The sequence below is a fragment of the Mammaliicoccus sciuri genome (assembly GCF_002901825.1).
Lineage (GTDB): Bacteria > Bacillota > Bacilli > Staphylococcales > Staphylococcaceae > Mammaliicoccus > Mammaliicoccus sciuri.
Genome location: NZ_PPQD01000024.1, coordinates 12,869 through 36,653, shown reverse-complemented (window position 1 = coordinate 36,653; position 23,785 = coordinate 12,869). Strand labels below are relative to the sequence as shown.

The window sequence follows — 23,785 nt, the reverse complement described above, 5'->3', positions numbered from 1 at the left end:
TTATAAATGGATGCGATGAGCCGCACTCGAGACCTGTTAGGTCTCTTTTTTTTGTACTTTTTTAAGGTAGTCTATAACCAGTTCCAATATTTCTAAAATGTAATTTCTCGTAAAACGAATTGTTCTCTGATAATAATTCTATTCGAACAGAAGGATATTGTGCTAATAAATAGTCTATAAGTGCTTTAGCATATCCTTTCTTTCTATGAGTCTTTGAAACGACGAGTTCTGTAATATATAATGTGACAGTTTCATCTGTTAAGAATCTAGTATAGCCAACAACCTCATTATTTACTTCTATTACAATAATACGAGAAGTAATAAGCAATTGTTGGATCTTTTCAATACTGAATGTTTTCCAACCTTCTTGTTGAGCAATCTCATAAATAGATTGTATATCTGTGTCAATTGCATTTCTAATAAACATTTTACTCACTCCTTTTTTTAAGTATATCTTATTTTAATTATTACAGGAATGACGTTGGTCTTTATCATTGATATAATGATAAAGACTAAAAATTAAGAGGTAGCCTTATGAATATTAATGAAAAATTAAAATCTCTAAATAATCATGATGCCATTTCACTACATGTTCCAGGACATCATAATCATACAATTGGTTATTTAGATGAGATAAATCTTGCTATGGATATGACTGAAATAACTGGGCTTGATGATTTACATCAACCAGAATCTTGTATAAAGATGAGTATGTCTGAATTGAATAGGTATCCTGGCTATTATGGGCAGTATCTCGTTAATGGTACAACGGTTGGTATACTATCAGCAATTTATGCAGTGGCACATTTAGAGGGAGAAGTATTAATTCCTAGAAATGCGCATAAATCAGTATTTAATGCTTTGAATTTAACGAGGCAAGATGCTAAGTTTATGCCTATGGCAATATCAGTTAAGACAAATCAGTATAACGGTGCTTCATTAAAGGATTTAGATTTGAATAATATTAAATTAGCTATTTTTACTTATCCTAATTACTATGGTGAAACATTTGATATTGAAGAAAGTATTAAAATTTTAAAAGAACATAAAATTCCTGTATTGGTAGATGAAGCGCATGGCGCACATTTTGATATTAGTTCAAACTTCCCTAAATCATCTATGACATATGGTGCTGATATAGTCGTGCAGTCTTACCACAAGACATTACCAGCCTTAACAATGGGTTCTGTTATATATATGAAAGAGGATTTAGAAATAAAAGCAGATATTCAACAGTACTTGAAGATGTTACAAACATCTAGCCCTTCATATCTCATTATGGCTAGTTTAGAAAGTGCGGAAAAATTTTATAAGCAGTTTGATGATCAAAAATTTAAGTTCAAGAGACAAACATTCATTGAAACGATGGAGAATGTTGGGTTTGAAGTGGGTAGTCTAGAGGACCCTCTTAAATTAATTGTTTCTTATAAGGGATTAAGTGGATTTGAAATTCAAAAGTTATTTGAAGGTGTGCATATCTATGTAGAGTTATGTGATTATAAATTTGTGTTATTGGTCTTACCGTTATGGCATGAATCAGATAAGTTCCCATTTGAAGATATGATTGATCGTGTTAGAAATATTAAACTGAATGTTGAGCATCAACTCAAAGAGGAAGTACAATTTAAATTACCATATCAAACAGATAGTACAATGTATAAATACAGCGATATTGAAAAAACAAAAATGATGAACTTAAATACATCATATGGCTACATTGCTGCTGAAGATATTGTGCCTTATCCACCAGGTATACCTGTCATTTTAAAAGGAGAAAATATTCGTAAAGAAATAGTGGATTCTCTTTTACAATGGATTGATAGAGGTGGTAGAGTGGAAGGTATATTAAACAAGCAAATCAAGGTAAAGGATGAACAATAAAATGGGACGATTTATTACGTTTGAGGGTCCAGAAGGCTCTGGCAAAACGACGGTTATACATAGAGTTTATGAAAAGTTAAATCAAGATTATGATATTTTACTGACTAGAGAGCCAGGTGGTATCAAAATAAGTGAAGCGATTAGAAATTTGTTGTTAGATAGTGATGATGACATGGATGAGCGAACAGAAGCACTGCTCTTTGCTGCTGCTAGAAGACAACATTTAGTGGAGAAAATTTTACCTCAACTTAATAAAGGTGGAACGGTATTATGTGACCGATTTGTTGATAGTTCTTTAAGTTATCAAGGTTACGCACGTGAAATTGGGGTAGAAGAAGTTAAGGCAATTAATGAATTTGCGATTGATAACCTTTATCCTGATTTAACATTATATTTTGATGTACCTGCTGAAGTTGGTTTAAATCGAATTAAAGATAATCAACGTATTGCGAATCGTTTGGATAATGAAAAAATAGAATTTCATCACAAAGTTACAGAAGGTTACAAAAAATTAATTGCTGAGTATCCAGATAGAATTAAAGTAATTGATGCCACGCAACCATTAGAAAAGGTTGTAGAAGATGCATATTCTACGATAGTAAAATATCTGAAACAAGATTAAAATATGATATAATAAATAAAGAGGTGTTTAGATATGAAAATGGTAATAGCGATTGTCCAAGATCAAGATAGTCAAAACTTGTCAGAAGCACTTATAGAAAAGAATTTTAGAGCCACTAAACTTGCAACAACTGGTGGATTTCTAAGAGCTGGAAATACAACATTCTTATGCGGTGTCAAAGATGAACGTGTAGATGAATTATTACGTGTTATCGATGGAACTTGTGGTAATCGTGAACAACTTGTTTCACCTATCACACCAATGGGCGGTAGTGCGGATTCTTATATACCTTACCCTGTAGAAGTTGAAGTAGGTGGCGCAACTGTATTCGTTATGCCAATTGAACAATTCCATCAATTTTAAGAACTGATGAGCTGCCGTTTGAGCAGCTTTTTTATTGCAAGGAGCGTAAAATATGCAATTAACCAAAGAGATTGATCATTTATTAAGTGCACAACAATTATCTCATGCTTATTTATTTGAGGGAGATAATATGTTTGAAATGAAATCTACAGCTTTATATTTTGCTGAACAAATATTATGTGAATCAGAACAAAGTTGTGTGGTTAAAGTTCAAAATTTAAATCATCCTGATTTTGTATATATTCAATCAGATGAAACGACGATAAAGAAACAACAAATAGAAGAATTACTAAGAAAAATGAATCAAAAACCAATCGAAAGTCAATATAAAGTTTACATTATTGAAGCTTTTGATAAACTAACAGTACAGGGTGAAAATAGTATACTTAAATTTTTGGAAGAACCACCTCCAAATACAATTGCCCTGTTACTGACAACAAAGAAAGATCAAATATTGCCAACTATACATTCAAGATGCCAACTTGTTCATTTTAAACCTGCATCTAAAGAAAATTATATAGAAGAATTAAAACTGTCTGGTATTTCTTCTGCAATTGCGCATACATTGAGTTTTGTTACTTCTGATAAAGAAGAAGCACTTGCTCTTACAGAAGAACAATTTTTTGTACAGCTTAGAAAAACTGTAACGAAACTTGCTGAATTGATGGTAAAAGATACACAGATGGCAATGATATATTTGATCGATTGCATAAAAGTTGCTAATACACGCCCGTTACAGCAATTATTTTTAAATAGCTTGAATGCTTATTTTCAAGATTTATTACATGCCAAAATCCAAATAGATACGATAATGGCATATCCAGATTTAGAAGTGGAAATTAAAGAGATCAGTCAATATTTATCTTTAAATGACATTTCGAATTATATACAAGTTATAACGGAAGCAAACCGTAAATTAGCTCAAAACGTTAATGCAACGTTAGTATTAGAACAAATGGTTATAAATGGGAAGAGGTGATTAAATGTATGAAATAATTGGTGTTCAATTCCAAAAAGCTGGTAAGAAAGAATATTTCTCACCAAATGGGGAACGTTTCAAAGAAAATGACTTAGTTGTCGTTGAATCTAAACGTGGTATTGAACTTGGTAAAGTAAAATTAACAAATCGCCATGTAGGTAAAGATGATGTTGTCTTACCATTGAAAGAAGTTATCCGTCATGCAACAGAAGCTGATATTCAAAAATATCAAGATAACTTAAAAGATGCAGACGATGCTTTGGCATTATGTAAAGAGTTGGTAGCAACTCACGAGCTTAATATGCGACTTGTTAATTGTGAATATACATTAGATAAAAGTAAAGTCATCTTTAATTTTACAGCTGATGATAGAATAGATTTCCGAACTTTAGTAAAATCTTTAGCATATGAATTAAAAACACGAATTGAGTTACGACAAATTGGTGTGAGAGACGAAGCGAAATTACTTGGCGGTATTGGTCCATGTGGTCGCTCATTATGTTGTTCAACATTTTTAGGTGATTTTGAACCTGTTTCAATTAAAATGGCTAAAGATCAAAACTTATCATTAAATCCAACTAAAATATCAGGTGCTTGTGGTCGTTTAATGTGTTGTTTAAAATACGAAAATGATTATTATGAAGAGGTTAGAAATGAATTGCCTGATATTGGTACAACTGTTGTGACGCCAGAGGGTGATGGCAAAGTTGTTGGATTAAATATTTTAGATATAACAATGCAAGTTAAAGTGAAAGGTTTCGAACAACTCTTTGATTATAAACTTGATGAATTACTTGAAGTCCATTCATAAGGGAGGATTATATTGTGAATAGGGACGAGTTGTTTGAAACGATTATGACATTAGAGAATGAACTTAAGCAAATTAATGAACATATGGAAAAGTTGAAAAACCAGGCAGTTGAATTAGTCGAAGACAATGTTGCCCTTCAATTGGAGAATGAAAGTTTGAAGCGTGTAATGGAAACAAGTGAAGACAATCAACAAAAAAAGCCAAACAAGAAATTAAAGCCACTTCAAAGTAAAGATAACTTAGCAATGTTATATCATGAAGGTTTTCATATTTGTCGAGGAGAATTGTTTGGTAAACACAGACAAGGACAAGATTGTTTATTTTGTTTAGAAGTATTGAATAGATAATAAGAAAATCAGGCATGTTATATGCCTGATTTTTTAAGTGAGGTGTTTAAATGCTGAATTCGGGAGAAAGACTCGACCAATTATTAAGAGAAGAATTTGAAATTATTCAAAATGATGATGTGTTTTCATTTTCAACAGATGCATTGTTATTAGGAGATTTTATAAAGGTACGAAATAAAGATAAAGTAATGGATTTATGTTCTGGTAATGGCATTATTCCTTTATTATTGGCTCACAAATCTCAAGCTAGTATTGAAGCGATAGAAATTCAAGAGGCTTTAGTGAATATGGCTAAACGAACGATATCTCATAATCAATTAGAAGATCAAATATCTATCAATCAAATGGATTTAAAGAATGTATCAACCTCATATCCTCCTTCAACATTTGATGTTGTAACCGTAAACCCACCTTACTTTAAAGAAAATCAACAAATACAGCATCAAAAGGAAGCACATAAAATTGCGAGACATGAAATATATTGCACATTAGATGATGTTTTAAAAGCAAGTAAGCATTTGTTAAAGCAAGGTGGTAAACTTGCAATGGTCCATAGAGCGGAAAGACTGATGGATGTCTTAAGCGCATTTCGACAATATAAAATCGAACCTAAAAGATTAAGAATGGTATATAGTACACCTAATAAAAAAGAAGCGGTTACGATTTTAGTTGAAGGTAGAAGTGGTGGTCAAGCAGGATTGAAAGTTGAACAACCATTTTATATTTATGATGAAAATGGAGATTATTCAAAAGAAATGAAGGTTGTATATTATGGTTAACCATTATACATATATATTAGAGTGTAAGGATCAAACATTATATACTGGTTATACAACAGATTTAGACAGAAGGTTAAAAGTCCATAATGAAGGTAAAGGTGCTAAATATACTAAAGTGAGACGCCCTGTTAAACTTGTATATCATGAGACATTCGATAATAAATCCGAAGCTTTAAAACGAGAATATGCTTTAAAACAGTTAAGTAGAAAACAAAAATTAGCGCTTATTAAGGAGGGGTAATATGTCTATATTATATTTAGTAGGAACCCCAATCGGAAATTTAGAAGATATCACTTATCGTGCGGTTAGAATGTTAACAGAAGTCGATTATATTTTTTGTGAAGATACACGTGTTACAGGTAAGCTTTGTCAGCATTATGAGATACAAACGCCTCTTAAGTCTTACCATGAACATAATAAAGATAAGTCATCTGAGCAAATATTGAGGTTATTAGAAGAGGGCAAAGATATTGCGCTCGTTTCTGATGCAGGCTGTCCTTGTATAAGTGATCCTGGTTATGAACTTGTGAATCAAGTTAGGGATACTGGTTATCGTGTTGAAACAATACCAGGGCCTAATGCTGCTATTACAGCATTAATGACAAGTGGATTACCATCATATAAATTTGTGTTTCTAGGATTTTTACCTAGACATGCGAAAGAAAAACATGATGTATTGGAAAAATGGATGACGAGAGAATCAACTTCTATGATTTATGAATCACCCTATAGAATTAAACAAACGGTACAAGCAATAGCTGAGATAGATCCTGAAAGAAAAGTAGCAATTGGAAGAGAACTTACTAAAAAATTCGAACAAGTGGAAACGAATCAAATAAAGGTCATTGAAGAAATGTTATCAAATGAGGTCATACCTCAAAAAGGTGAGTTCGTCATCTTGATTGAAGGTATCGATGAATCGACACAAGTGGATAATTGGTGGGAAGACTTAGATCTCGTTCAACATGTCGAAATTTATATAAATGAACATCAAATGAGATCAAAAGATGCTATCAAACAAGTAGCAGTAGATAGAAAAATGAAAAAAAGAGATGTATACGAAGCGTATCATATTGACGAATAAACAAAAAAAGGAAATTTAAAGTAAATGATGTACTTTAAATTTCCTTTTTTTATATGCAGCTTTTATTATTTTGATTTTTTCTCAATCTCATTAATTAGTTGCTGAGCGCCTTCTTTACTTAAGACAATTTTACCATCAGCTAAAACAAAATTGTCTTCAGAAACATCTCCAGTAACTTGACAAGTCATGTTAGGTGAGTATTTCTTTAAGATAATTTTATCGTCATCTGTATAAATTTCTAAAGCATCTTTCTCAGCAATGTCTAATATGCGTCGTAATTCGATTGGAATTACTACACGGCCTAGTTCATCTACTTTACGCACGATTCCAGTTGATTTCATCTTTTTACCTCCGTTTAATAAAACCATAATTATCTAATTCGACATTCATTCGACAATTATATAAATAGTATACTAATATGAATTCAAGAAAATGTCAATATAACAATATATTGCATGCGTTTAATTTTTGAAATATAAAACAATTGTTATCTCTATACCATAATCAGGTAATATTGAAAAAATGCTTAATTTTCGGTATATTATATAGATAAGATATTAGGAGGAAACGCTGATGACGAAAGAGACTTTTTACATTACGACACCGATTTATTATCCGAGCGGGAATTTACACATAGGTCATGCGTATACTACGGTTGCTGGTGATGTAATTGCTAGATATAAACGGTTACAAGGCTATGATGTTCATTATTTAACTGGTACAGATGAACATGGTCAAAAAATACAAGAAAAAGCTAAAGAAGCGGGCTTATCTGAAATAGAATATTTAGATGGCATTATTAAAAGTATCCAATCTTTATGGAAGAAATTAGATATCTCTAATGATGATTTTATTCGAACTACTGAAGAAAGACATAAACAAGTTGTCGAAAAAGTCTTCGAAAAGTTATTAGCACAAGGTGACATATACTTAGGTGAGTATGAAGGTTGGTACTCAATACCAGATGAAACATATTATACTGAAACACAACTTGTCGATCCAGTTTATGAAGGTGGCAAAATCGTCGGTGGTAAGAGTCCTGATTCAGGTCATGAAGTAGAACTTGTGAAAGAAGAAAGTTATTTCTTTAAATTAGATAACTATGCTGATCGTTTACTCAAATTTTTCGATGAAAATCCGGAATTCATTTTACCTATTTCTCGTAAGAATGAAATGATCAATAACTTTATTAAACCAGGTCTAGAAGATTTAGCGATTTCTAGAACGACTTTTGATTGGGGTATTAAAGTACCTTCTAATCCTAAACACGTTGTGTATGTTTGGATTGACGCACTTGTGAACTATATTTCTGCGTTAGGTTATTTATCAGATGACGATACGCTATTTAAAAAATATTGGCCAGCAGATGTGCATTTAATGGCTAAAGAAATCGTTCGATTCCATTCAATTATTTGGCCAATCTTATTGATGGCTTTAGACTTACCTTTACCTAAACGTGAATTTGCTCACGGTTGGATCTTGATGAAAGACGGTAAAATGAGTAAATCTAAAGGTAATGTTGTAGATCCGAACGTCTTAATTGATAAATACGGCTTAGATGCAACAAGATACTATCTCATGAGAGAATTACCATTTGGCGCAGATGGTGTATTTACGCCTGAAGCGTTCGTTGAAAGAACAAATTACGATTTAGCTAATGACTTAGGTAACTTAGTGAATCGTACAATAGCAATGGTTAATAAATACTTTAATGGCGTACTTCCTAAATATAAAGGCAAATTACATCCATTAGATGAAGAAATGGAACAAATGGCTTTAGATACTAAAGATAAATTCTATTCATCAATGGAAAACATGCAATTCTCAGTTGCTTTAGCAGAAGTTTGGAAGTTGATTAGTCGTACAAACAAATATATTGATGAAACAACACCATGGGTATTAGCTAAAGATGAAAATGAACGTGAAATGCTAGAAAATGTCATGATTCACTTAGTTGAAAACATTAGATTTGCAGCAGTATTATTACGTCCATTCTTAACACATGCACCATATGAGATTTTCCGTCAATTAAACTTGGAAAAAGGTAAACTTGATACATTTGAAAGTATTGAACAATATGGCGCTATTGATCAAGATATCAAAGTAATCGAAAAACCTGAGCCTATTTTCCCTAGATTAGATGTAGAGCAAGAAGTGGCATTCATCAAAGATTCTATGCAAGGTGGAACGACTGCAGAACCATCTGAAGAAGAAGCTGAAACTGCTGAGGAAGAAGTAGTGCCATCTAAACCAGAAATCACAATTGATCAATTTGATAAAGTAGAAATCAAAGCTGCTACTGTTACAGGTGCAGACTATGTGAAAAAATCAGATAAACTTTTAAAAATAAAAGTAGATTTAGGTAACGAAAAGAGACAAATTGTTTCAGGTATAGCTGAATTTTATAAACCTGAAGATATTGTAGGTAAAAAAGTAGCGGTCGTTACGAACTTAAAACCAGTAAAATTACGTGGTGAATTATCAGAGGGTATGATTTTATCAGCTGAGAAAGACGGCACACTTACTTTAGTAGGTTTACCAAATGCAATACAAAACGGATCTATCATTAAGTAAAGTAATGAAAGGAAGATTCGAATGTTAATAGATACACACGTCCATTTAAATGCGGATCAATACGATGAAGATTTACAAGAAGTAATCGATCGAGCTTTGGAAGAAGGTATCGATAGAATGTTCGTTGTTGGTTTCGACACGAACACGATTGAAAGAACGATGAAATTAATAGACCAGTATGATTTTATATATGGCATTATAGGTTGGCATCCTGTTGATGCAATTGATTGTACGGAAGAACGCCTACAATGGATTGAAGAATTGTCTAAACACCCAAAAATCATCGGTATAGGTGAGATGGGGTTAGATTACCACTGGGATAAGTCGCCTAAAGATATCCAAAAAGAAGTGTTTAGAAAGCAAATCGCATTAGCGAAACGTGTCCAACTACCGATCATTATTCATAATAGAGAAGCAACTCAAGATTGCGTTGATATCTTAAAAGAAGAAAATGCAAGTGAAGTTGGCGGAATTATGCATAGTTTCAGTGGCTCAAACGAAATAGCTGATGAAATACTCAAAATGAATTTCTATATTTCATTGGGTGGACCTGTCACGTTCAAAAATGCGAAACAACCAAAAGAAGTAGCTCAACATATACCTTTAGATAGGTTACTCGTTGAAACAGATGCACCATACTTATCACCTCACCCTTATAGAGGGAAAAGAAACGAACCTGCACGTGTAAAACTTGTTGCAGAACAAATTGCTGAATTGCGTGGAATTTCATACGAGGAAGTATGTAAAGCTACTACAGAAAATGCTGAAAGATTATTTAAATTATAAAATATGATGCCCCAAAACGGTTGTTTTGGGGCATCTTTAAAGAAGGAAATGAATATGAAGATAAATGAATTTGTTGTTGTTGAGGGACGCGATGATACAGTTAATGTTAAAAGAGCAGTAGATTGCGATACGATAGAAACAAATGGCTCAGCAATATCAAAAGAAACTCTAGAAGTTATAAGACAAGCGCATGAAAAACGTGGTGTTATTGTATTAACTGACCCAGATTTCCCAGGTGATAAAATTAGAAATACAATCAAGCAGTATATCCCTAGTGTGAAACATGCATTTATACCAAGAGATAAAGCTAAAAATAAAAGAGGAAAAATAGGCGTAGAGCATGCCTCAATTGAAACAATTAAAGATGCACTTACAAATGTGAGTTCTCCATTAGAAGCGGACATTGAAACAATTGATAAAGCAGTCTTAATTGACCTTGGTTTAATTATAGGACCAGACGCTAGAAGAAAACGCGAAATACTATGCAGTAAATTAAATATAGGCCATTCAAATGGCAAACAATTGCTAAACAAATTAAATGCCTTCGGTTATACTGAGAAAGATGTAAAAGAAGCACTGGGATATAAAGAGGAGTGACACGATGAACGATAAAGATATAGCAACACCTAAACGTACAAAAGCGTTATTAGATCAATATGGATTTAAATTCAAAAAGAGTTTAGGTCAGAACTTTTTAATCGATACAAATATTATTCAAAAAATTATTTCTGCTAGTGATATAGATGAGAATACAGGTGTTATTGAAGTTGGACCAGGAATGGGTTCACTTACTGAACAATTAGCGAGAGCATCAAAGAAAGTATTGGCTTTTGAAATTGATCAAAGGTTAATACCTGTATTAGAAGATACGTTAAGTCCATATGACAATGTAACAGTTGTAAATGAAGATATATTGAAAGCCAATGTCAAAAAAGAAATTGAAACGCACTTAAAAGACTGCGATAAAATTATGTTGGTTGCCAATTTACCTTATTACATTACGACACCTATATTGATGAATTTACTAGAAAATGATTTGCCAATAGATGGCTATGTTGTCATGATGCAAAAAGAAGTAGGAGAACGCTTAAACGCTGAAGTAGGTAGTAAGAGTTATGGTTCGTTATCAATAGCTTGTCAGTATTACACTGAAACTGAACGTGTTTTAATCGTCCCGAAGACTGTCTTTATGCCACCACCAAATGTTGATTCTATTGTTATTAAATTAACGAAACGCATTGAACCGATCGTCCAAGTAGATGATGAGAAACTTCTATTCAAGCTTTCAAAAGGTGCTTTTGGACAAAGGCGAAAAACAATTTTGAACAATTATATTAATACAATTAAAGAGGGTAAACTGCATAAAGATGAAATCGTCGAATGGCTAAATGCTTCAAACATAGACCCTAAGCGACGTGGTGAAACGCTAACAATACAAGAATATGCACATCTTTGTAACAATTTGAAAAAATACCCGAATTTATCTGTGTAAATATATTGACATTACTTTATCAACTTGATAAAATTTAAATTTTATTTGACAAAAATCCGCTTTCGTAGTATAATTTTATTTATAGCGAGGTGGGTCAATATGCCGAAGACTTTAGTAGACATCAAAAAAATATTGGAATGTCAATTAGGAAATCGTATTGTACTTAAAGCTAATGGAGGACGTAAGAAGTTAATTGAGCGAAGTGGCGTGCTTAAGGAAACGTATCCATCAGTTTTCGTGGTCGAATTAGATCAAGAGAAACATAATTTTGAGCGTGTATCTTATACATACACTGATGTATTAACTGAGAATGTCCAAGTAACTTTTATGAATGAACATAAAGAAGAATTCATCGTTCAATAATTAAAAGTATTTAATAAAAAACTCTACGCGATATGACTGTGATATGGCGTAGGGTTTTTTATTATGCCAAAAAATAGAATAAAGCTAATACTTTCTAACTTTTATTTATGGTAAAATCATAATAATAAGTTTTAGAGAGGGCAAGTATATGATTTATGAAACTGCACCAGCAAAAATTAATTTAACATTAGATACGTTATATAAACGTGAAGATGGATATCATGAAGTGGAAATGATTATGACGACCATCGACTTAAATGACCGATTAACATTTGAGTGTAGAGACGATGGTGAAATCATTATTGATGTAGAACATAATTTTGTACCAAGTGATCATAGAAATTTAGCATATAAAGCAGCAAAATTGATGCAAGATAGATACAATATTAAAAAAGGTGTGAAGATTTCATTAGAAAAAAGCATTCCGATTTCAGCAGGTTTAGCTGGTGGATCAAGTGATGCAGCCGCTACTTTTAGAGGTTTGAATGAATTATGGGGAATTAATGAATCTTTAGAAACATTAAGTGAGCTGGCTTCAGAAATTGGATCTGATATTTCGTTTTGTATTTATGGAAAAACAGCTTTATGCCAAGGTAGAGGTGAGAAAATTACGCACTTACCTAAACCACCTTCAGCATGGGTCGTTATCGCGAAACCAGATATAGGTGTTTCAACGCCTGAAATATACGGTGCGTTAGATTTAGAAAACAAGGATGAAGTACAAACACAAGCATGTCTTAAGGCAATTGAAAATAACGATTATGCCTCAATGTGTCAGTCGCTCGGTAATAGCCTCGAAAAAGTCACGATGCAACTATATCCAGAGGTTGAGAAATTGAAGAATACTATGAGTAATACTGGTGTAGATGCTGCTTTGATGAGTGGCAGTGGCCCGACTATATATGGCTTTGTTCAAAAAGAAAGACAAGCTAAGCAAGTATATAATGCTTTGATGGGATGTTGTAACGATGTATACATCGCGAGACTGCTCGGATAGCTTTGAGGAATGCGAACGATTATAGTATAATTAAGCTTAAAATACGGAATAGAGATTGGAGTTTTATAAATGAGGTTTAAACGAAGTGAAAGAATCGTTTATATGACACAATATTTATTGAAACATCCGAACGAGTTAGTGCCGTTGACTTATTTTGTGAATCATTTTGGTCAGGCAAAGTCGTCTATTAGTGAAGACATACAAATTATTAAAGAAACGTTTACTGCTGAGAGACTTGGTATTATAGAAACGACTGCCGGTGCAAGTGGCGGTGTAACTTACCGACCTAAAATGTACGTCGAAGAAGCACGTGAATTGATTGAAAAATTGTGTGAATTACTAAAAGAAAAAGAAAGACTGTTGCCAGGTGGCTATTTATTTATGTCGGATTTAGTAGGTAATCCTAAACTATTAAATCAAGTAGGAGAGTTAATCGCTACAATGTACATGGATGAAGAACTTGATGCGGTAGTTACAATAGCAACAAAAGGTATTTCTTTAGCAAATGCCGTGGCGAAAGTGCTTAATTTGCCAGTTGTAGTTATAAGAAAAGACAATAAAGTAACAGAAGGATCTACAGTATCGATAAACTATGTATCTGGGTCTTCTAGAAAGATTGAGACAATGGTTTTATCAAAAAGAACATTGCCTGAATATTCGAATGTATTGATTGTTGATGACTTTATGAGAGCAGGCGGATCTATTAATGGTGTAATCAATTTGATGAATGAGTTTAAAGCTACAGTAAAAGGGGTATCAGTACTTGTAGAATCAAAAGAAGTTAAACATCGATTGATTGAAGATTATACATCTTTAGTTAGGCTATCTGACGTAGACGAGTACAATCAGCAATTTTCAGTAGAAGAAGGCAACTGTTTAAAAAGATTTAATTAAAAGGAGAGTAATCAACATGAAAAGTATTAACGCAACAAATGCTCCAGAAGCTTTAGGACCATATTGCCATGCAGTAGTAGTAGATAATTTAGTATTTACTTCTGGTCAAATACCGTTAAATCAACAAGGTGAAGTCGTTTCTGAAGATGTCAAAGAACAAACTAAGCAAGTACTAGAAAATTTAAAAGTAGTACTTCAAGAAAGTGGCGCATCTTTAGAAAGTGTCGTTAAATCTTTAATTTTTATAAAAGATATGAACGACTTTCAAGACATCAATGCCGTATACGGCGAATATTTTAATGAACATTTGCCTGCTAGAAGTTGTGTAGAAGTTGCACGTTTACCGAAAGATGTTAAAGTTGAAATCGAAATGATTGCAAAAATAAATAACTAACTTCAATTAATATGATGCTGCTACTTTAAATAGACAAAACAGGGGGCACACAAATCATGAAGGTAACAGATGTGAGATTAAGAAAAATTCAAACGGATGGAAGAATGAAAGCATTAGTTTCTATAACATTAGATGACGCTTTTGTTATTCACGACTTAAGAGTAATCGAGGGAAATTCAGGACTGTTTGTGGCTATGCCTAGTAAGCGTACGCCAGATGGGGAATTTAGAGATATTGCGCATCCCATTAATTCTGAAATGAGACAAGAAATTCAAGAAGCGGTTATGAAAGTATATGATGAAACAGATGAAGTCATTATTCCAAAATCAGCTCAAGAAGCCTCAAATTCAGAGGATAGCGATGAAGCATCAGACAGTGAAGAAGAATAACGATATTTAAAGTACTCAGCTCACGTATATTGATAAACAGCAGTTAAAATCTTGTGATTTTAACTGCTGTTTTTTTATGTTTCATTATAATGGATTTGTTAATAAGGAAACGTTTACTTGAAGTCTTTCTTGATACTATGCGGTCAATTAAATTATAATAGACTAAAGTGTGTATAAATGGAGGTATTTGCAATGCAAAAATATGCAGTTGTATTAGCTGCTGGTAAAGGTACAAGAATGAAATCTAAACTTTACAAAGTACTACATACAGTAGCTGGAGAAGCAATGGTTCAACATGTTATAGATAGCGTGAAAAATGCAGGTGTTGATAAAGTCGTAACAGTTGTTGGACATGGTGCTGAAAATGTCAAAGAAGCAATCGGTCATGCATCTCAGTTTGTACATCAAGAAGAACAATTAGGAACAGCACATGCAGTAAAGACTGCTAAAGATATATTAGGTACTGAAAAAGGCACAACAATTGTTGTATGTGGAGACACACCATTAATCAGTGACGAAACGATTAAAAACTTATTAGATTTTCATGAGTCTGAAAGTGCAGTAGCAACTGTCTTGTCTGCAAAAGTTGACAACCCGTTTGGCTACGGCAGAATCATTCGCGATGAAAATGGTTTGGTTTCTGGAATTGTCGAACAAAAAGATGCTTCTTCTGCTGAAGCTGAAGTTAATGAAATCAGTTCTGGTATATTTGCTTTCGATAATGAAAAGTTATTTGAAACACTCGAAAAAGTAAACAATGATAACGCACAAGGTGAATATTATTTACCAGATGTGATTCGCATCCTAAAAGAAGAAAATGAAAAAGTTTCTGCTTTTATTACGAACGATGTTGACGGCATTATGGGTGTGAACGATAGAGTGCAACTTGCGAAAGCTGAACAGAAAATGAAAGAACGTATCAATCATCAACATATGCTAAATGGCGTAACAATTATTGATCCAGCTACAACTTATATCGGGAAACAAGTCGTAATTGGTGAAGACACAGTTGTAGAACCAGGCGTAAGACTTTCTGGCACAACAATTATAGGAAAAAATGTTACGATAGGAATGAATTCTGACATCAAAAATAGTACAATTAAAGATGATGCTACAATTAAACAATCTGTTATTACAGATTCAGTTGTAGGCGAAAACGCTACAGTAGGACCATTTGCACAATTAAGACCAGGTTCTGAACTAGGCAAAGATACGAAAATTGGTAACTTTGTTGAAACTAAAAAGGCTGTCTTGAAAGATGGTGCTAAAGTTTCACACTTAAGTTATATCGGAGATGCAGAAGTAGGTGCAAGAACAAATATTGGTTGTGGTTCTATCACTGTAAATTATGATGGCGTGAATAAATTCCGTACGGTTATAGGAGATGATGCGTTTATTGGATGTAATTCAAATCTAGTTGCACCAGTAGAAATTGGAGATGGATCATTCATAGCAGCAGGGTCAACGATTACAGATGATGTACCAAATGAAAGCTTGGCGCTAGGTCGCGCTAGACAAACGACAAAAGAAGGATATTATAAAACGAAATAAAAGGAGCCGTCAAAACATGAGTCAAAATGATATCGGAGGAACAGAAATGTTGAACACTGAATATAAGAACTCTTCATTAAAAATATTTTCGCTTGAAGGTAACCAACCATTAGCGCAAGAAGTTGCCAATTTAGTAGGGATCCCATTAGGTAAATCTACAGTTAAGAGATTTGCTGATGGTGAAGTTCAAATTAATATTGAAGAAAGTATCCGTGGTTGTGATGTGTTTATTATTCAACCAACATCAAACCCAGTGAATGAACACTTGATGGAATTATTAATTATGATTGATGCTTGTAAACGTGCATCAGCAGCAAATATTAATATTGTAATGCCTTATTATGGTTATGCAAGACAAGACCGTAAAGCTAGAAGCCGTGAACCAATCACTGCTAAACTTGTGGCAAATATTATAGAAAAAGCTGGCGCAAGCAGAATGATAGCACTTGATTTACATGCACCTCAAATTCAAGGGTTCTTTGACATACCGATTGATCATTTAATGGGCGTACCAATTTTATCAAATTACTTCTTAGAAAAAGGTTTAGATCCTGAATCAACAGTAGTTGTTTCACCTGACCATGGTGGCGTAACAAGAGCGCGTAAAATGGCTGACCGTCTAAAAACACCTATCGCTATTATTGATAAACGTCGTCCGAAACCGAACGTAGCAGAAGTTATGAATATTGTTGGAGATATTAATGGTAAGACTGCCATCATTATCGACGATATTATTGATACAGCTGGAACAATTACATTAGCAGCAGATGCACTTGTTAAAAAAGGTGCAAAAGAAGTTTATGCTTGTTGTACACACCCTGTATTATCAGGGCCAGCAAAAGAACGTATCGAAAATTCTCAAATTAAAGAATTAGTTGTTACAAATTCTATTCAATTACCAGAAGATAGAAAACCTGCAAACGTTAAAGAATTGTCTGTAGCAGAATTATTAGCACAAGCAATTGTTAGAGTATATGAACAAGAATCTGTTAGTGTGCTATTTGATTAATTTATAATATTCGTGTATAATAACAAACGGTTCATTTTTATGGACTAAATAACCACTTACAAGCAGCGATTATTGTTGATGGGTAAGTGTAGGAGCGCATATCGCGCATAAATGAAAGGTGGAAAAGATAATGACTTCATTAAAGTCAGTTATCCGTCAAGGTAAACAAACTCGTTCTAGTTTACGTAAATTAAGAGCTTCAGGTGTTATTCCAGCGGTCGTATACGGTTACGGTGCTAAAAATACATCTGTTAAAGTTGATGAAGTTGAATTCATCAAAACAATTCGTGAAGTTGGACGTAACGGCGTTATCGAATTAGGTGTTGGTTCAAAAACAATCAAAGTTATGGTTTCAGATTATCAATACGATTCTCTTAAAAATCAAATCACTCACGTTGACTTCTTAGCTATCAACATGAAAGAAGAATTAACTGTAGACGTACCTGTAGTATTAGTAGGTGAATCAGTTGGTGCTTCTGAAGGTGGCGTAGTTCAACAACCATTATTCGACTTACAAGTTACAACTACTCCAGATGCAATTCCTGAAAATATCGAAGTTGATATTACAGAATTAGCTATTGGTGATAGCTACTTAGTAGGCGACTTAGATGCAACTGGTAAATACACTATCGAAAACGATAAAGAAGAAGCAGTTGTAACAGTAGTTCCTCCAACAGAAGAACCTGCTGAAGATGCTGAAGAAACTGCAGCTGAAGAAGCTGATGCAGTAGCAGAAGAAGAAGCTGAAAAAGAAGAATCAGAAGAAGAAAAATAATATTTTTTAAATCTTCAACCCAACACATTTGTGTTGGGTTTTTTTATGTAAGTATAGATAGATGAAATAAATCACAAAAATGCTATAATATATACTTAGAATTAATATGGAGGTTACAACATGAAATGTATTGTTGGACTTGGAAATATCGGAAAGAAATATGACTTAACACGTCATAATATTGGCTTTGAAGTAGTTGATAAATTACTTGATCGTCATCAACTAGATTTAGATAAACAAAAATTTAAAGGCGCATATACAATAGGTCTTATAAATGGTGAGAAAGTAATGCTCATTGAGCCTATGACTTTCATGAATTTATCAGGTGAAGCTGTAAGACCATTAATGGATTATTATAATATAGATATAGAGGATCTAGTTGTACTCTATGATGACATGGACCAGTCTCAAGGTCATTTGAGACTACGTCAGAAAGGAAGTGCTGGTGGCCATAACGGTATGAAGTCTTTAATTCAACATTTAGGGACAGACCGTTTTAACCGTATTAGAATCGGAATTGATCGTCCTACAAATGGCATGAGTGTACCGAGTTATGTGCTTCAAAAGTTCTCTGATGATGAAATGATTACAATGGAAAAAGTGATCGATCGCGCAGCAGATGCTTGTGAAGCTTTAATTAAAGGCGAAACTTTTCAGAATGTGATGAACCAGTATAATGGTGAAGTTATATGAAACACGTTATCCATGAAATCATACAAGCAGACGAACGATTTCAAGAATTAACGCAAATATTTGGAGAAAAGAACATACTCATAACAGGACTTAATCAGTCAAGTAAAGCGCTACTCATATTAGAACAATATCTTAAAAACGATAAACAACTCGTTATCGTAACAAATAACTTGTATCAGGCGGATAAATTAGAAGCGGATATTCTTCAATTATTACCACCTGAAGAAGTATTTAAGTTTCCTGTACAAGATATTATGATAGAGGCGTTCTCGACTCAAAGTCCTGATTTAATGAGTGAACGTATCAGAACACTAACCCAACTTGCTCAAGGCAAGAAGGGCTTATTTATCGTGCCTATAAACGGTTTGAAAAAACAACTAACACCGAAGCATATTTGGAATGAACATTATAAATCGATTCAAATAGGTGATGATATTGATTTAGATGAATGGGCTAATCAATTGATTGATATGGGCTATAAGAGGCAATCGTTAGTATCAGCAGTTGGCGAGTTTTCAATTCGTGGTGGGTTGATTGATATCTATCCAGTAACTGGAGATCCTGTTCGTATCGAATTGTTTGATACTGAAGTAGACGGTATGAGGTTGTTTGACGTTGAAACACAACGCTCTTTAGGTAATGTTGAACAAGTTGAAATTACAACGGCTAGTGATTATATTTTTACAAGTGAACAAATTAGCCAACTTCCAGAACGTATGGAAGAAGCATACGAAAAGACAAGACAACAATTAGCTACAGAAATGCGTCCCGACTTAAAAGATACGTATCAAACGATATTGATGCAAAGTGATGAATTGAAAGATCATCAAATTTTAAGACGTGTGATTTCGTTTATGTATGATGAAGTCACAACTTTAACAGATTATTTTGCGGATGATGCACTTATTGTTGTAGACGAATATAATCGAATTAAAGAAACTGAACATTCATTAGACGTCGAAATCGAAGAATTTACGCAATCGCTAATAGAATCAGGTCAAGGATTTATTGGCCAACGCTTTATTTCTGAACATGCTTTTACTGAACTGTTGCATCAGCATAAAATTGCCTATTTCACTTTATTTACTGCAAGTATGCCAGTTGAAATTGAAGAGATGGTGAAATTCTCATGTAAACCTGTTCAAAGGTTCTATGGACAATACGATATTATGCAATCAGAGTTTGATCGCTTTATGAAACAAGGATTCACGGTCGTATTATTAGCAGAATCTGAAACGAGAAAGTCTCGTATTCAAAGTATGTTAAACGACATGAAAATTCCAACTGTTATAGATAGGGTAGAACAAGTCGGTGACCGAGGACAAGCTATCGTAACGGATGGCGCGCTGTCAGAAGGATTTGAATTACCTTATATGAAGCTTGTCGTCGTGACAGAAAAAGAACTTTTCAAAGCACGTGAAAGAAAACAGTCTAAAAGAAGACAAAAGTTATCTAATGCTGAAAAAATAAAGTCTTATCAAGAATTGAATGTGGGGGACTATGTTGTACACGTACATCATGGTGTTGGTAAATATTTAGGTGTTGAAACATTAGAAGTATCCGGCATTCATAAAGATTATATTAAAATTCAATATAAAGGTACCGATCAATTATTTGTACCTGTTGATCAAATGAATGATGTTCAGAAGTTTGTTGGTTCCGATGATAAAGAGCCAAAGGTAAATAAACTTGGCGGTACAGAATGGAAAAAAACGAAAGCTAAAGTTCAAAAAAATGTGGAAGACATTGCGGATGAACTGTTGAAGCTTTATCAAGAGAGAGAACAAGTTGAAGGCTATCAATACGGGCCAGATACTGAAGAACAAATGACATTTGAAATGGACTTCCCATATGAACCTACGCCTGACCAAGTCACTTCTTTAGAAGAAATTAAAGCAGATATGGAAAAAAGAAGACCGATGGATAGACTGCTTTGTGGTGATGTTGGATATGGTAAGACTGAGGTAGCGATAAGAGCTGCATTTAAAGCAGTCTTGGAAGGTAAGCAAGTAGCCGTGCTCGTACCAACAACGATTCTTGCCCAACAGCATTTTGAAACATTCAGAGAACGTATGCAAGAATATCCAGTAGAAATTCAAATGATGAGTAGATTTAGAACACCTAAACAAGTTAAAGAGACGAAAGCAGGTATCAAATCTGGATTTGTAGACATTGTTGTAGGTACACATAAATTACTAAGTAAAGATGTTGAATATAAAGATTTAGGCTTATTAATCGTCGATGAAGAACAAAGATTTGGTGTGAAACATAAAGAAAGAATTAAAGCATTAAAGACAAATGTAGATGTTCTTACTTTAACAGCTACACCAATTCCGAGAACACTTCATATGAGTTTATTAGGTGTTAGAGATTTATCTGTTATTGAAACACCACCTGAAAACAGATTCCCTGTTCAAACGTATGTATTAGAACAAAATATGAGTTTTGTTAAAGAAGCACTAGAACGTGAACTTTCACGTGGTGGACAAGCATTCTATTTATATAACCGCGTGCAGTCTATATATCAAAAGAGTGAACAGTTATCTATGCTCATGCCTAATGCGAGAATTGGCGTTGCTCATGGACAAATGACAGAACGAGAATTAGAAGAAACGATGTTGAATTTTGTGGATGGAGAATACGATATTTTAGTGACAACGACGATTATTGAAACGGGTGTCGATGTTCCGAATGCCAATACATTGATTATTGAAGATGCTAATAGATTTGGATTGAGTCAATTGTATCAGTTGCGTGGACGAGTAGGTCGTTCAAGTCGAATTGGTTATGCATATTTCTTACATGAACAAAATAAAGTACTAACTGAAGTTGCAGAGCAAAGACTACAAGCTATCAAAGAATTTACAGAACTAGGTTCAGGATTTAAAATTGCCATGCGTGATTTGAATATACGTGGTGCAGGAAATCTATTAGGTAGTCAGCAACATGGCTTCATAGATTCTGTAGGTTATGACTTATATTCTCAAATGTTAGAAGAAGCGGTTAATGTGAAACGAGGTATTGAACCAGAATCAGAAGTACCACAACTTGAAGTGGACATTAAGATAGATGCCTATATTCCTGCAGAATACATTAAGAATGAACAAGCCAAAATTGAAATGTACAAAAAATTGAGATCGATTACGACTCAAACTCAATTGGAAGATATTCAAGATGAATTGATCGATCGTTTTGGTGAGTACCCTGTTGAAGTACAACGTTTATTAGATGTTGTGGGAGTAAGATTGAATGGTATTCATTTCGGTATTACAGAAATTAAAGAAGTCGCTAAAGTGATACAATTGACAGCTTCGGAATATACGACAAATCATTTAAAAGGTGATGTGTTGTTTAAAGTTACTGAACCACTCGGTAGAAAACTAAAAATAGCCGTTTCGAACAATCAAATGGTGTTTAAATTACAAAAATCAAAACAATGGTTAGACGATTTGAAATTTTTAACTAATGTGATCAATGAAAGTTTGGTAGACGATGACACAATCTAAACCAATTTTTAATAGTGTATTGTTGTTAACAGGCACGATGGTCATTGTTAAAATTTTAAGCGCAATTTATAGAGTACCTTACCAAAATGTTTTAGGTGATGAAGGTTTATATGCATACCAACAAGTATATCCGCTCGTTGCGATTGTGAGTGTTGTAAGTTTAAACGCGCTTCCTAGTGTCATGAGTAGCTGGATGATTCAACGTAAACAATCAGAAATAGTAGGCATGTTCTGGTTCTTACAAATGACTTGTTTGTTGATAAGTATTGCTATATTTTTAAGTGCACATTTGATAAGTGGGCTAATGGGTGATGTAAACTTAACACCTATGATTCGTATGGCGAGTATAGCGCTAATACCACTTGTATTTATCTCAATGGCACGAGGGTATTATCAAATGAAACATCAGATGAACTTTATTGCCGTTTCACAGGTTATTGATCAAGTGGTTAGAGTCGGTGTGATTTTAACCGCAATTTTGTTGTTTATTGGCTTGAATATTTCGATTTATCAAGCTGGCACAATCGCAATCAGTGGATCTGTATTGGGATTAAGTTGTATTGCAATTTACTTCTGGTTTAAAAGAAAGCCTATACTGAGGTTTTCCTGGGAAATAAAATTGAAAGACACTAAAAATATCGTGACGATGACAATCTTGTATGCCATTTCTTATTTGATATTGATCTTATGGCAAATTGTAGATTCATTTACGCTTATACATTTATTGCAAGAGAATGGATATAGCTTTCATGAAAGTATAAAAGTAAAAGGCGTGTTTGATAGAGGTGCTTCATTAATTCAGATGGGTCTTATCATCACAACTACATTTAGTTTTGTGCTTATTCCATTGTTAACAGAACAACTGCAAAAGAAAAATCATCAACTCGTGAATGAATATGCTAATACATCGTTGAAAATAACAGTGTTATTTAGTATGGCTGCCGCATTTGGCTTAATGAACTTACTGCCGTTATTAAATACTGTATTCTTTAAGACGAATGAATTGATTGGTACACTGAGCGTCTTTATGCTCGCAGTAGTATTTGTGACATTTATCATCATGTATACAGCGTTATTGCAAGTGAAATTAAATAGAAATATATTATTTATTGCGCTCATTATTGGTATGGTAACGAAATTGATCGGGAATTACTGGTTTGTACTGCAGTTTGGTATATTTGGTGCAAGTTTGTCGACAGTCTTGTCGCTCGCTATATATACATTGATTTTGCATGTACATGTGATGAAACTTTATCAATTTCAACGTATGGGTTTATTTATGATTAAAGTGATTACTTTACTTGCAATCATGTCTGTATTTGTACAAGTTGTATTGCTTATTCCAACGCACACGAGAATGACCAGTCTATTAATTATGTTACTGGCAGGTATTGTTGGCGTAATGGTTGTCATAATAGGTATAATAAAAATGAAAATATTAATAAAAGATGAATGGAAACATTTGCCTTTAATGGATAAAATAATAAAGGAGTAA

The 23,785-nt window shown here is 33.6% G+C and carries 26 protein-coding genes; 24 read left to right on the top strand and 2 right to left on the bottom strand.

All coding sequences use genetic code 11. The features are described 5' to 3' along the window. Positions 1 to 61: 61 nt before the first annotated feature. On the bottom strand, positions 62 to 427 hold the full coding sequence (locus CD035_RS07185; protein WP_048541923.1) for a GNAT family N-acetyltransferase: 366 nt from the start codon (positions 425 to 427) through the stop codon (positions 62 to 64). Between the two features lie 107 nt (positions 428 to 534). Here CD035_RS07185 and CD035_RS07180 point away from each other — a divergent pair, with 107 nt between their 5' ends. From CD035_RS07180 to rsmI, 9 genes are read left to right on the top strand one after another with little or no spacing between them, the layout of a single operon-like run. Next, entirely contained in the window at positions 535 to 1,881 is a 1,347-nt protein-coding gene (locus CD035_RS07180; protein WP_048541925.1) for an aminotransferase class I/II-fold pyridoxal phosphate-dependent enzyme, read from the top strand. Between the two features lies 1 nt (position 1,882). Beyond that, positions 1,883 to 2,503 (top strand): dTMP kinase, encoded by a 621-nt coding sequence (gene tmk, locus CD035_RS07175; RefSeq protein WP_048541928.1) that lies wholly within the window; start codon positions 1,883 to 1,885, stop codon positions 2,501 to 2,503. A gap of 33 nt (positions 2,504 to 2,536) precedes the next feature. Next, positions 2,537 to 2,866 (top strand): cyclic-di-AMP receptor, encoded by a 330-nt coding sequence (locus tag CD035_RS07170; protein ID WP_025905587.1) that lies wholly within the window; start codon positions 2,537 to 2,539, stop codon positions 2,864 to 2,866. Positions 2,867 to 2,918: 52 nt separating this feature from the next. After that, complete coding sequence (locus CD035_RS07165; RefSeq protein WP_048541930.1) at positions 2,919 to 3,845, top strand: DNA polymerase III subunit delta'; 927 nt, start codon at positions 2,919 to 2,921, stop codon at positions 3,843 to 3,845. 4 nt (positions 3,846 to 3,849) lie between these two features. Further along, positions 3,850 to 4,656: a PSP1 domain-containing protein gene (locus CD035_RS07160; protein ID WP_025905585.1), complete on the top strand. Its 807-nt coding sequence runs from the start codon at positions 3,850 to 3,852 to the stop codon at positions 4,654 to 4,656. A 14-nt stretch (positions 4,657 to 4,670) separates the two neighbouring features. Further along, complete coding sequence (gene yabA, locus CD035_RS07155) at positions 4,671 to 5,003, top strand: DNA replication initiation control protein YabA (protein WP_048541933.1); 333 nt, start codon at positions 4,671 to 4,673, stop codon at positions 5,001 to 5,003. Positions 5,004 to 5,053: 50 nt separating this feature from the next. Next, entirely contained in the window at positions 5,054 to 5,782 is a 729-nt protein-coding gene (locus tag CD035_RS07150) for a tRNA1(Val) (adenine(37)-N6)-methyltransferase (protein ID WP_048541935.1), read from the top strand. Then, positions 5,775 to 6,023 (top strand): GIY-YIG nuclease family protein, encoded by a 249-nt coding sequence (locus CD035_RS07145; protein WP_025905582.1) that lies wholly within the window; start codon positions 5,775 to 5,777, stop codon positions 6,021 to 6,023. Before CD035_RS07150 ends, CD035_RS07145 begins: the two co-directional genes overlap by 8 nt. Before the next feature lies 1 nt (position 6,024). Continuing rightward, positions 6,025 to 6,867 (top strand): 16S rRNA (cytidine(1402)-2'-O)-methyltransferase, encoded by an 843-nt coding sequence (rsmI, locus tag CD035_RS07140; RefSeq protein ID WP_048541937.1) that lies wholly within the window; start codon positions 6,025 to 6,027, stop codon positions 6,865 to 6,867. 65 nt (positions 6,868 to 6,932) lie between these two features. Here the strand turns inward: rsmI and CD035_RS07135 are convergent, their stop codons facing one another. Then, positions 6,933 to 7,208 carry an AbrB/MazE/SpoVT family DNA-binding domain-containing protein gene (locus tag CD035_RS07135; RefSeq protein ID WP_025905580.1) on the bottom strand — a complete coding sequence of 92 codons (276 nt, stop codon included), beginning with the start codon at positions 7,206 to 7,208 and terminating at the stop codon, positions 6,933 to 6,935. 232 nt (positions 7,209 to 7,440) lie between these two features. Between CD035_RS07135 and metG the strand changes: the two genes are divergently transcribed. The 15 genes from metG (at position 7,441) to CD035_RS07060 (ending at position 23,785) form a co-directional block, all read left to right on the top strand. Further along, complete coding sequence (gene metG, locus CD035_RS07130) at positions 7,441 to 9,441, top strand: methionine--tRNA ligase (protein ID WP_048541939.1); 2,001 nt, start codon at positions 7,441 to 7,443, stop codon at positions 9,439 to 9,441. A gap of 21 nt (positions 9,442 to 9,462) precedes the next feature. Next, positions 9,463 to 10,227, top strand: a complete 765-nt coding sequence (locus CD035_RS07125) for a TatD family hydrolase (protein WP_048541940.1) — start codon at positions 9,463 to 9,465, stop codon at positions 10,225 to 10,227. A 54-nt stretch (positions 10,228 to 10,281) separates the two neighbouring features. Continuing rightward, on the top strand, positions 10,282 to 10,824 hold the full coding sequence (gene rnmV / locus CD035_RS07120) for a ribonuclease M5 (RefSeq protein ID WP_037590321.1): 543 nt from the start codon (positions 10,282 to 10,284) through the stop codon (positions 10,822 to 10,824). 4 nt (positions 10,825 to 10,828) lie between these two features. Then, the gene (gene rsmA / locus CD035_RS07115; protein WP_048541943.1) at positions 10,829 to 11,719 is read left to right on the top strand and encodes a 16S rRNA (adenine(1518)-N(6)/adenine(1519)-N(6))-dimethyltransferase RsmA; all 891 of its coding nucleotides are present in this window, start codon (positions 10,829 to 10,831) and stop codon (positions 11,717 to 11,719) included. A 99-nt stretch (positions 11,720 to 11,818) separates the two neighbouring features. After that, a complete protein-coding gene (gene veg / locus CD035_RS07110) occupies positions 11,819 to 12,082 on the top strand; it encodes a biofilm formation stimulator Veg (RefSeq protein WP_025905575.1) in 264 nt (87 codons plus the stop codon). Between the two features lie 148 nt (positions 12,083 to 12,230). Further along, complete coding sequence (gene ispE, locus CD035_RS07105) at positions 12,231 to 13,079, top strand: 4-(cytidine 5'-diphospho)-2-C-methyl-D-erythritol kinase (protein ID WP_048541945.1); 849 nt, start codon at positions 12,231 to 12,233, stop codon at positions 13,077 to 13,079. Between the two features lie 69 nt (positions 13,080 to 13,148). Further along, positions 13,149 to 13,973 (top strand): pur operon repressor, encoded by an 825-nt coding sequence (purR, locus tag CD035_RS07100; RefSeq protein ID WP_025905573.1) that lies wholly within the window; start codon positions 13,149 to 13,151, stop codon positions 13,971 to 13,973. Positions 13,974 to 13,989: 16 nt separating this feature from the next. Then, the gene (locus CD035_RS07095; protein ID WP_048541947.1) at positions 13,990 to 14,367 is read left to right on the top strand and encodes a RidA family protein; all 378 of its coding nucleotides are present in this window, start codon (positions 13,990 to 13,992) and stop codon (positions 14,365 to 14,367) included. A 56-nt stretch (positions 14,368 to 14,423) separates the two neighbouring features. Beyond that, complete coding sequence (gene spoVG / locus CD035_RS07090) at positions 14,424 to 14,756, top strand: septation regulator SpoVG (RefSeq protein WP_037590328.1); 333 nt, start codon at positions 14,424 to 14,426, stop codon at positions 14,754 to 14,756. A 192-nt stretch (positions 14,757 to 14,948) separates the two neighbouring features. After that, positions 14,949 to 16,307 (top strand): bifunctional UDP-N-acetylglucosamine diphosphorylase/glucosamine-1-phosphate N-acetyltransferase GlmU, encoded by a 1,359-nt coding sequence (gene glmU / locus CD035_RS07085; protein ID WP_048541950.1) that lies wholly within the window; start codon positions 14,949 to 14,951, stop codon positions 16,305 to 16,307. Positions 16,308 to 16,353: 46 nt separating this feature from the next. Further along, the gene (locus tag CD035_RS07080; protein ID WP_048541971.1) at positions 16,354 to 17,316 is read left to right on the top strand and encodes a ribose-phosphate diphosphokinase; all 963 of its coding nucleotides are present in this window, start codon (positions 16,354 to 16,356) and stop codon (positions 17,314 to 17,316) included. Positions 17,317 to 17,446: 130 nt separating this feature from the next. Further along, on the top strand, positions 17,447 to 18,091 hold the full coding sequence (locus tag CD035_RS07075; protein WP_048541952.1) for a 50S ribosomal protein L25/general stress protein Ctc: 645 nt from the start codon (positions 17,447 to 17,449) through the stop codon (positions 18,089 to 18,091). Between the two features lie 120 nt (positions 18,092 to 18,211). Beyond that, positions 18,212 to 18,784 (top strand): aminoacyl-tRNA hydrolase, encoded by a 573-nt coding sequence (gene pth / locus CD035_RS07070; protein WP_048541954.1) that lies wholly within the window; start codon positions 18,212 to 18,214, stop codon positions 18,782 to 18,784. After that, positions 18,781 to 22,290, top strand: a complete 3,510-nt coding sequence (gene mfd / locus CD035_RS07065; RefSeq protein ID WP_048541955.1) for a transcription-repair coupling factor — start codon at positions 18,781 to 18,783, stop codon at positions 22,288 to 22,290. Before pth ends, mfd begins: the two co-directional genes overlap by 4 nt. Continuing rightward, positions 22,277 to 23,785: a polysaccharide biosynthesis protein gene (locus tag CD035_RS07060; protein WP_048541957.1), complete on the top strand. Its 1,509-nt coding sequence runs from the start codon at positions 22,277 to 22,279 to the stop codon at positions 23,783 to 23,785. Before mfd ends, CD035_RS07060 begins: the two co-directional genes overlap by 14 nt.

Coding starts and splice junctions, on each gene's coding strand:
- CD035_RS07180 (WP_048541925.1), top strand. CDS start 535: ATGAATATTAATGAAAAATTAAAATCTCTAAATAATCATGATGCCATT.
- CD035_RS07080 (WP_048541971.1), top strand. CDS start 16,354: ATGTTGAACACTGAATATAAGAACTCTTCATTAAAAATATTTTCGCTT.
- pth (WP_048541954.1), top strand. CDS start 18,212: ATGAAATGTATTGTTGGACTTGGAAATATCGGAAAGAAATATGACTTA.
- CD035_RS07060 (WP_048541957.1), top strand. CDS start 22,277: ATGACACAATCTAAACCAATTTTTAATAGTGTATTGTTGTTAACAGGC.
- purR (WP_025905573.1), top strand. CDS start 13,149: ATGAGGTTTAAACGAAGTGAAAGAATCGTTTATATGACACAATATTTA.
- glmU (WP_048541950.1), top strand. CDS start 14,949: ATGCAAAAATATGCAGTTGTATTAGCTGCTGGTAAAGGTACAAGAATG.
- CD035_RS07150 (WP_048541935.1), top strand. CDS start 5,054: ATGCTGAATTCGGGAGAAAGACTCGACCAATTATTAAGAGAAGAATTT.
- CD035_RS07170 (WP_025905587.1), top strand. CDS start 2,537: ATGAAAATGGTAATAGCGATTGTCCAAGATCAAGATAGTCAAAACTTG.
- CD035_RS07135 (WP_025905580.1), bottom strand. CDS start 7,208: ATGAAATCAACTGGAATCGTGCGTAAAGTAGATGAACTAGGCCGTGTA.
- ispE (WP_048541945.1), top strand. CDS start 12,231: ATGATTTATGAAACTGCACCAGCAAAAATTAATTTAACATTAGATACG.
- CD035_RS07145 (WP_025905582.1), top strand. CDS start 5,775: ATGGTTAACCATTATACATATATATTAGAGTGTAAGGATCAAACATTA.
- tmk (WP_048541928.1), top strand. CDS start 1,883: ATGGGACGATTTATTACGTTTGAGGGTCCAGAAGGCTCTGGCAAAACG.
- CD035_RS07075 (WP_048541952.1), top strand. CDS start 17,447: ATGACTTCATTAAAGTCAGTTATCCGTCAAGGTAAACAAACTCGTTCT.
- CD035_RS07125 (WP_048541940.1), top strand. CDS start 9,463: ATGTTAATAGATACACACGTCCATTTAAATGCGGATCAATACGATGAA.
- mfd (WP_048541955.1), top strand. CDS start 18,781: ATGAAACACGTTATCCATGAAATCATACAAGCAGACGAACGATTTCAA.
- CD035_RS07185 (WP_048541923.1), bottom strand. CDS start 427: ATGTTTATTAGAAATGCAATTGACACAGATATACAATCTATTTATGAG.
- CD035_RS07160 (WP_025905585.1), top strand. CDS start 3,850: ATGTATGAAATAATTGGTGTTCAATTCCAAAAAGCTGGTAAGAAAGAA.
- CD035_RS07165 (WP_048541930.1), top strand. CDS start 2,919: ATGCAATTAACCAAAGAGATTGATCATTTATTAAGTGCACAACAATTA.
- rsmA (WP_048541943.1), top strand. CDS start 10,829: ATGAACGATAAAGATATAGCAACACCTAAACGTACAAAAGCGTTATTA.
- rnmV (WP_037590321.1), top strand. CDS start 10,282: ATGAAGATAAATGAATTTGTTGTTGTTGAGGGACGCGATGATACAGTT.
- spoVG (WP_037590328.1), top strand. CDS start 14,424: ATGAAGGTAACAGATGTGAGATTAAGAAAAATTCAAACGGATGGAAGA.
- metG (WP_048541939.1), top strand. CDS start 7,441: ATGACGAAAGAGACTTTTTACATTACGACACCGATTTATTATCCGAGC.
- rsmI (WP_048541937.1), top strand. CDS start 6,025: ATGTCTATATTATATTTAGTAGGAACCCCAATCGGAAATTTAGAAGAT.
- CD035_RS07095 (WP_048541947.1), top strand. CDS start 13,990: ATGAAAAGTATTAACGCAACAAATGCTCCAGAAGCTTTAGGACCATAT.
- veg (WP_025905575.1), top strand. CDS start 11,819: ATGCCGAAGACTTTAGTAGACATCAAAAAAATATTGGAATGTCAATTA.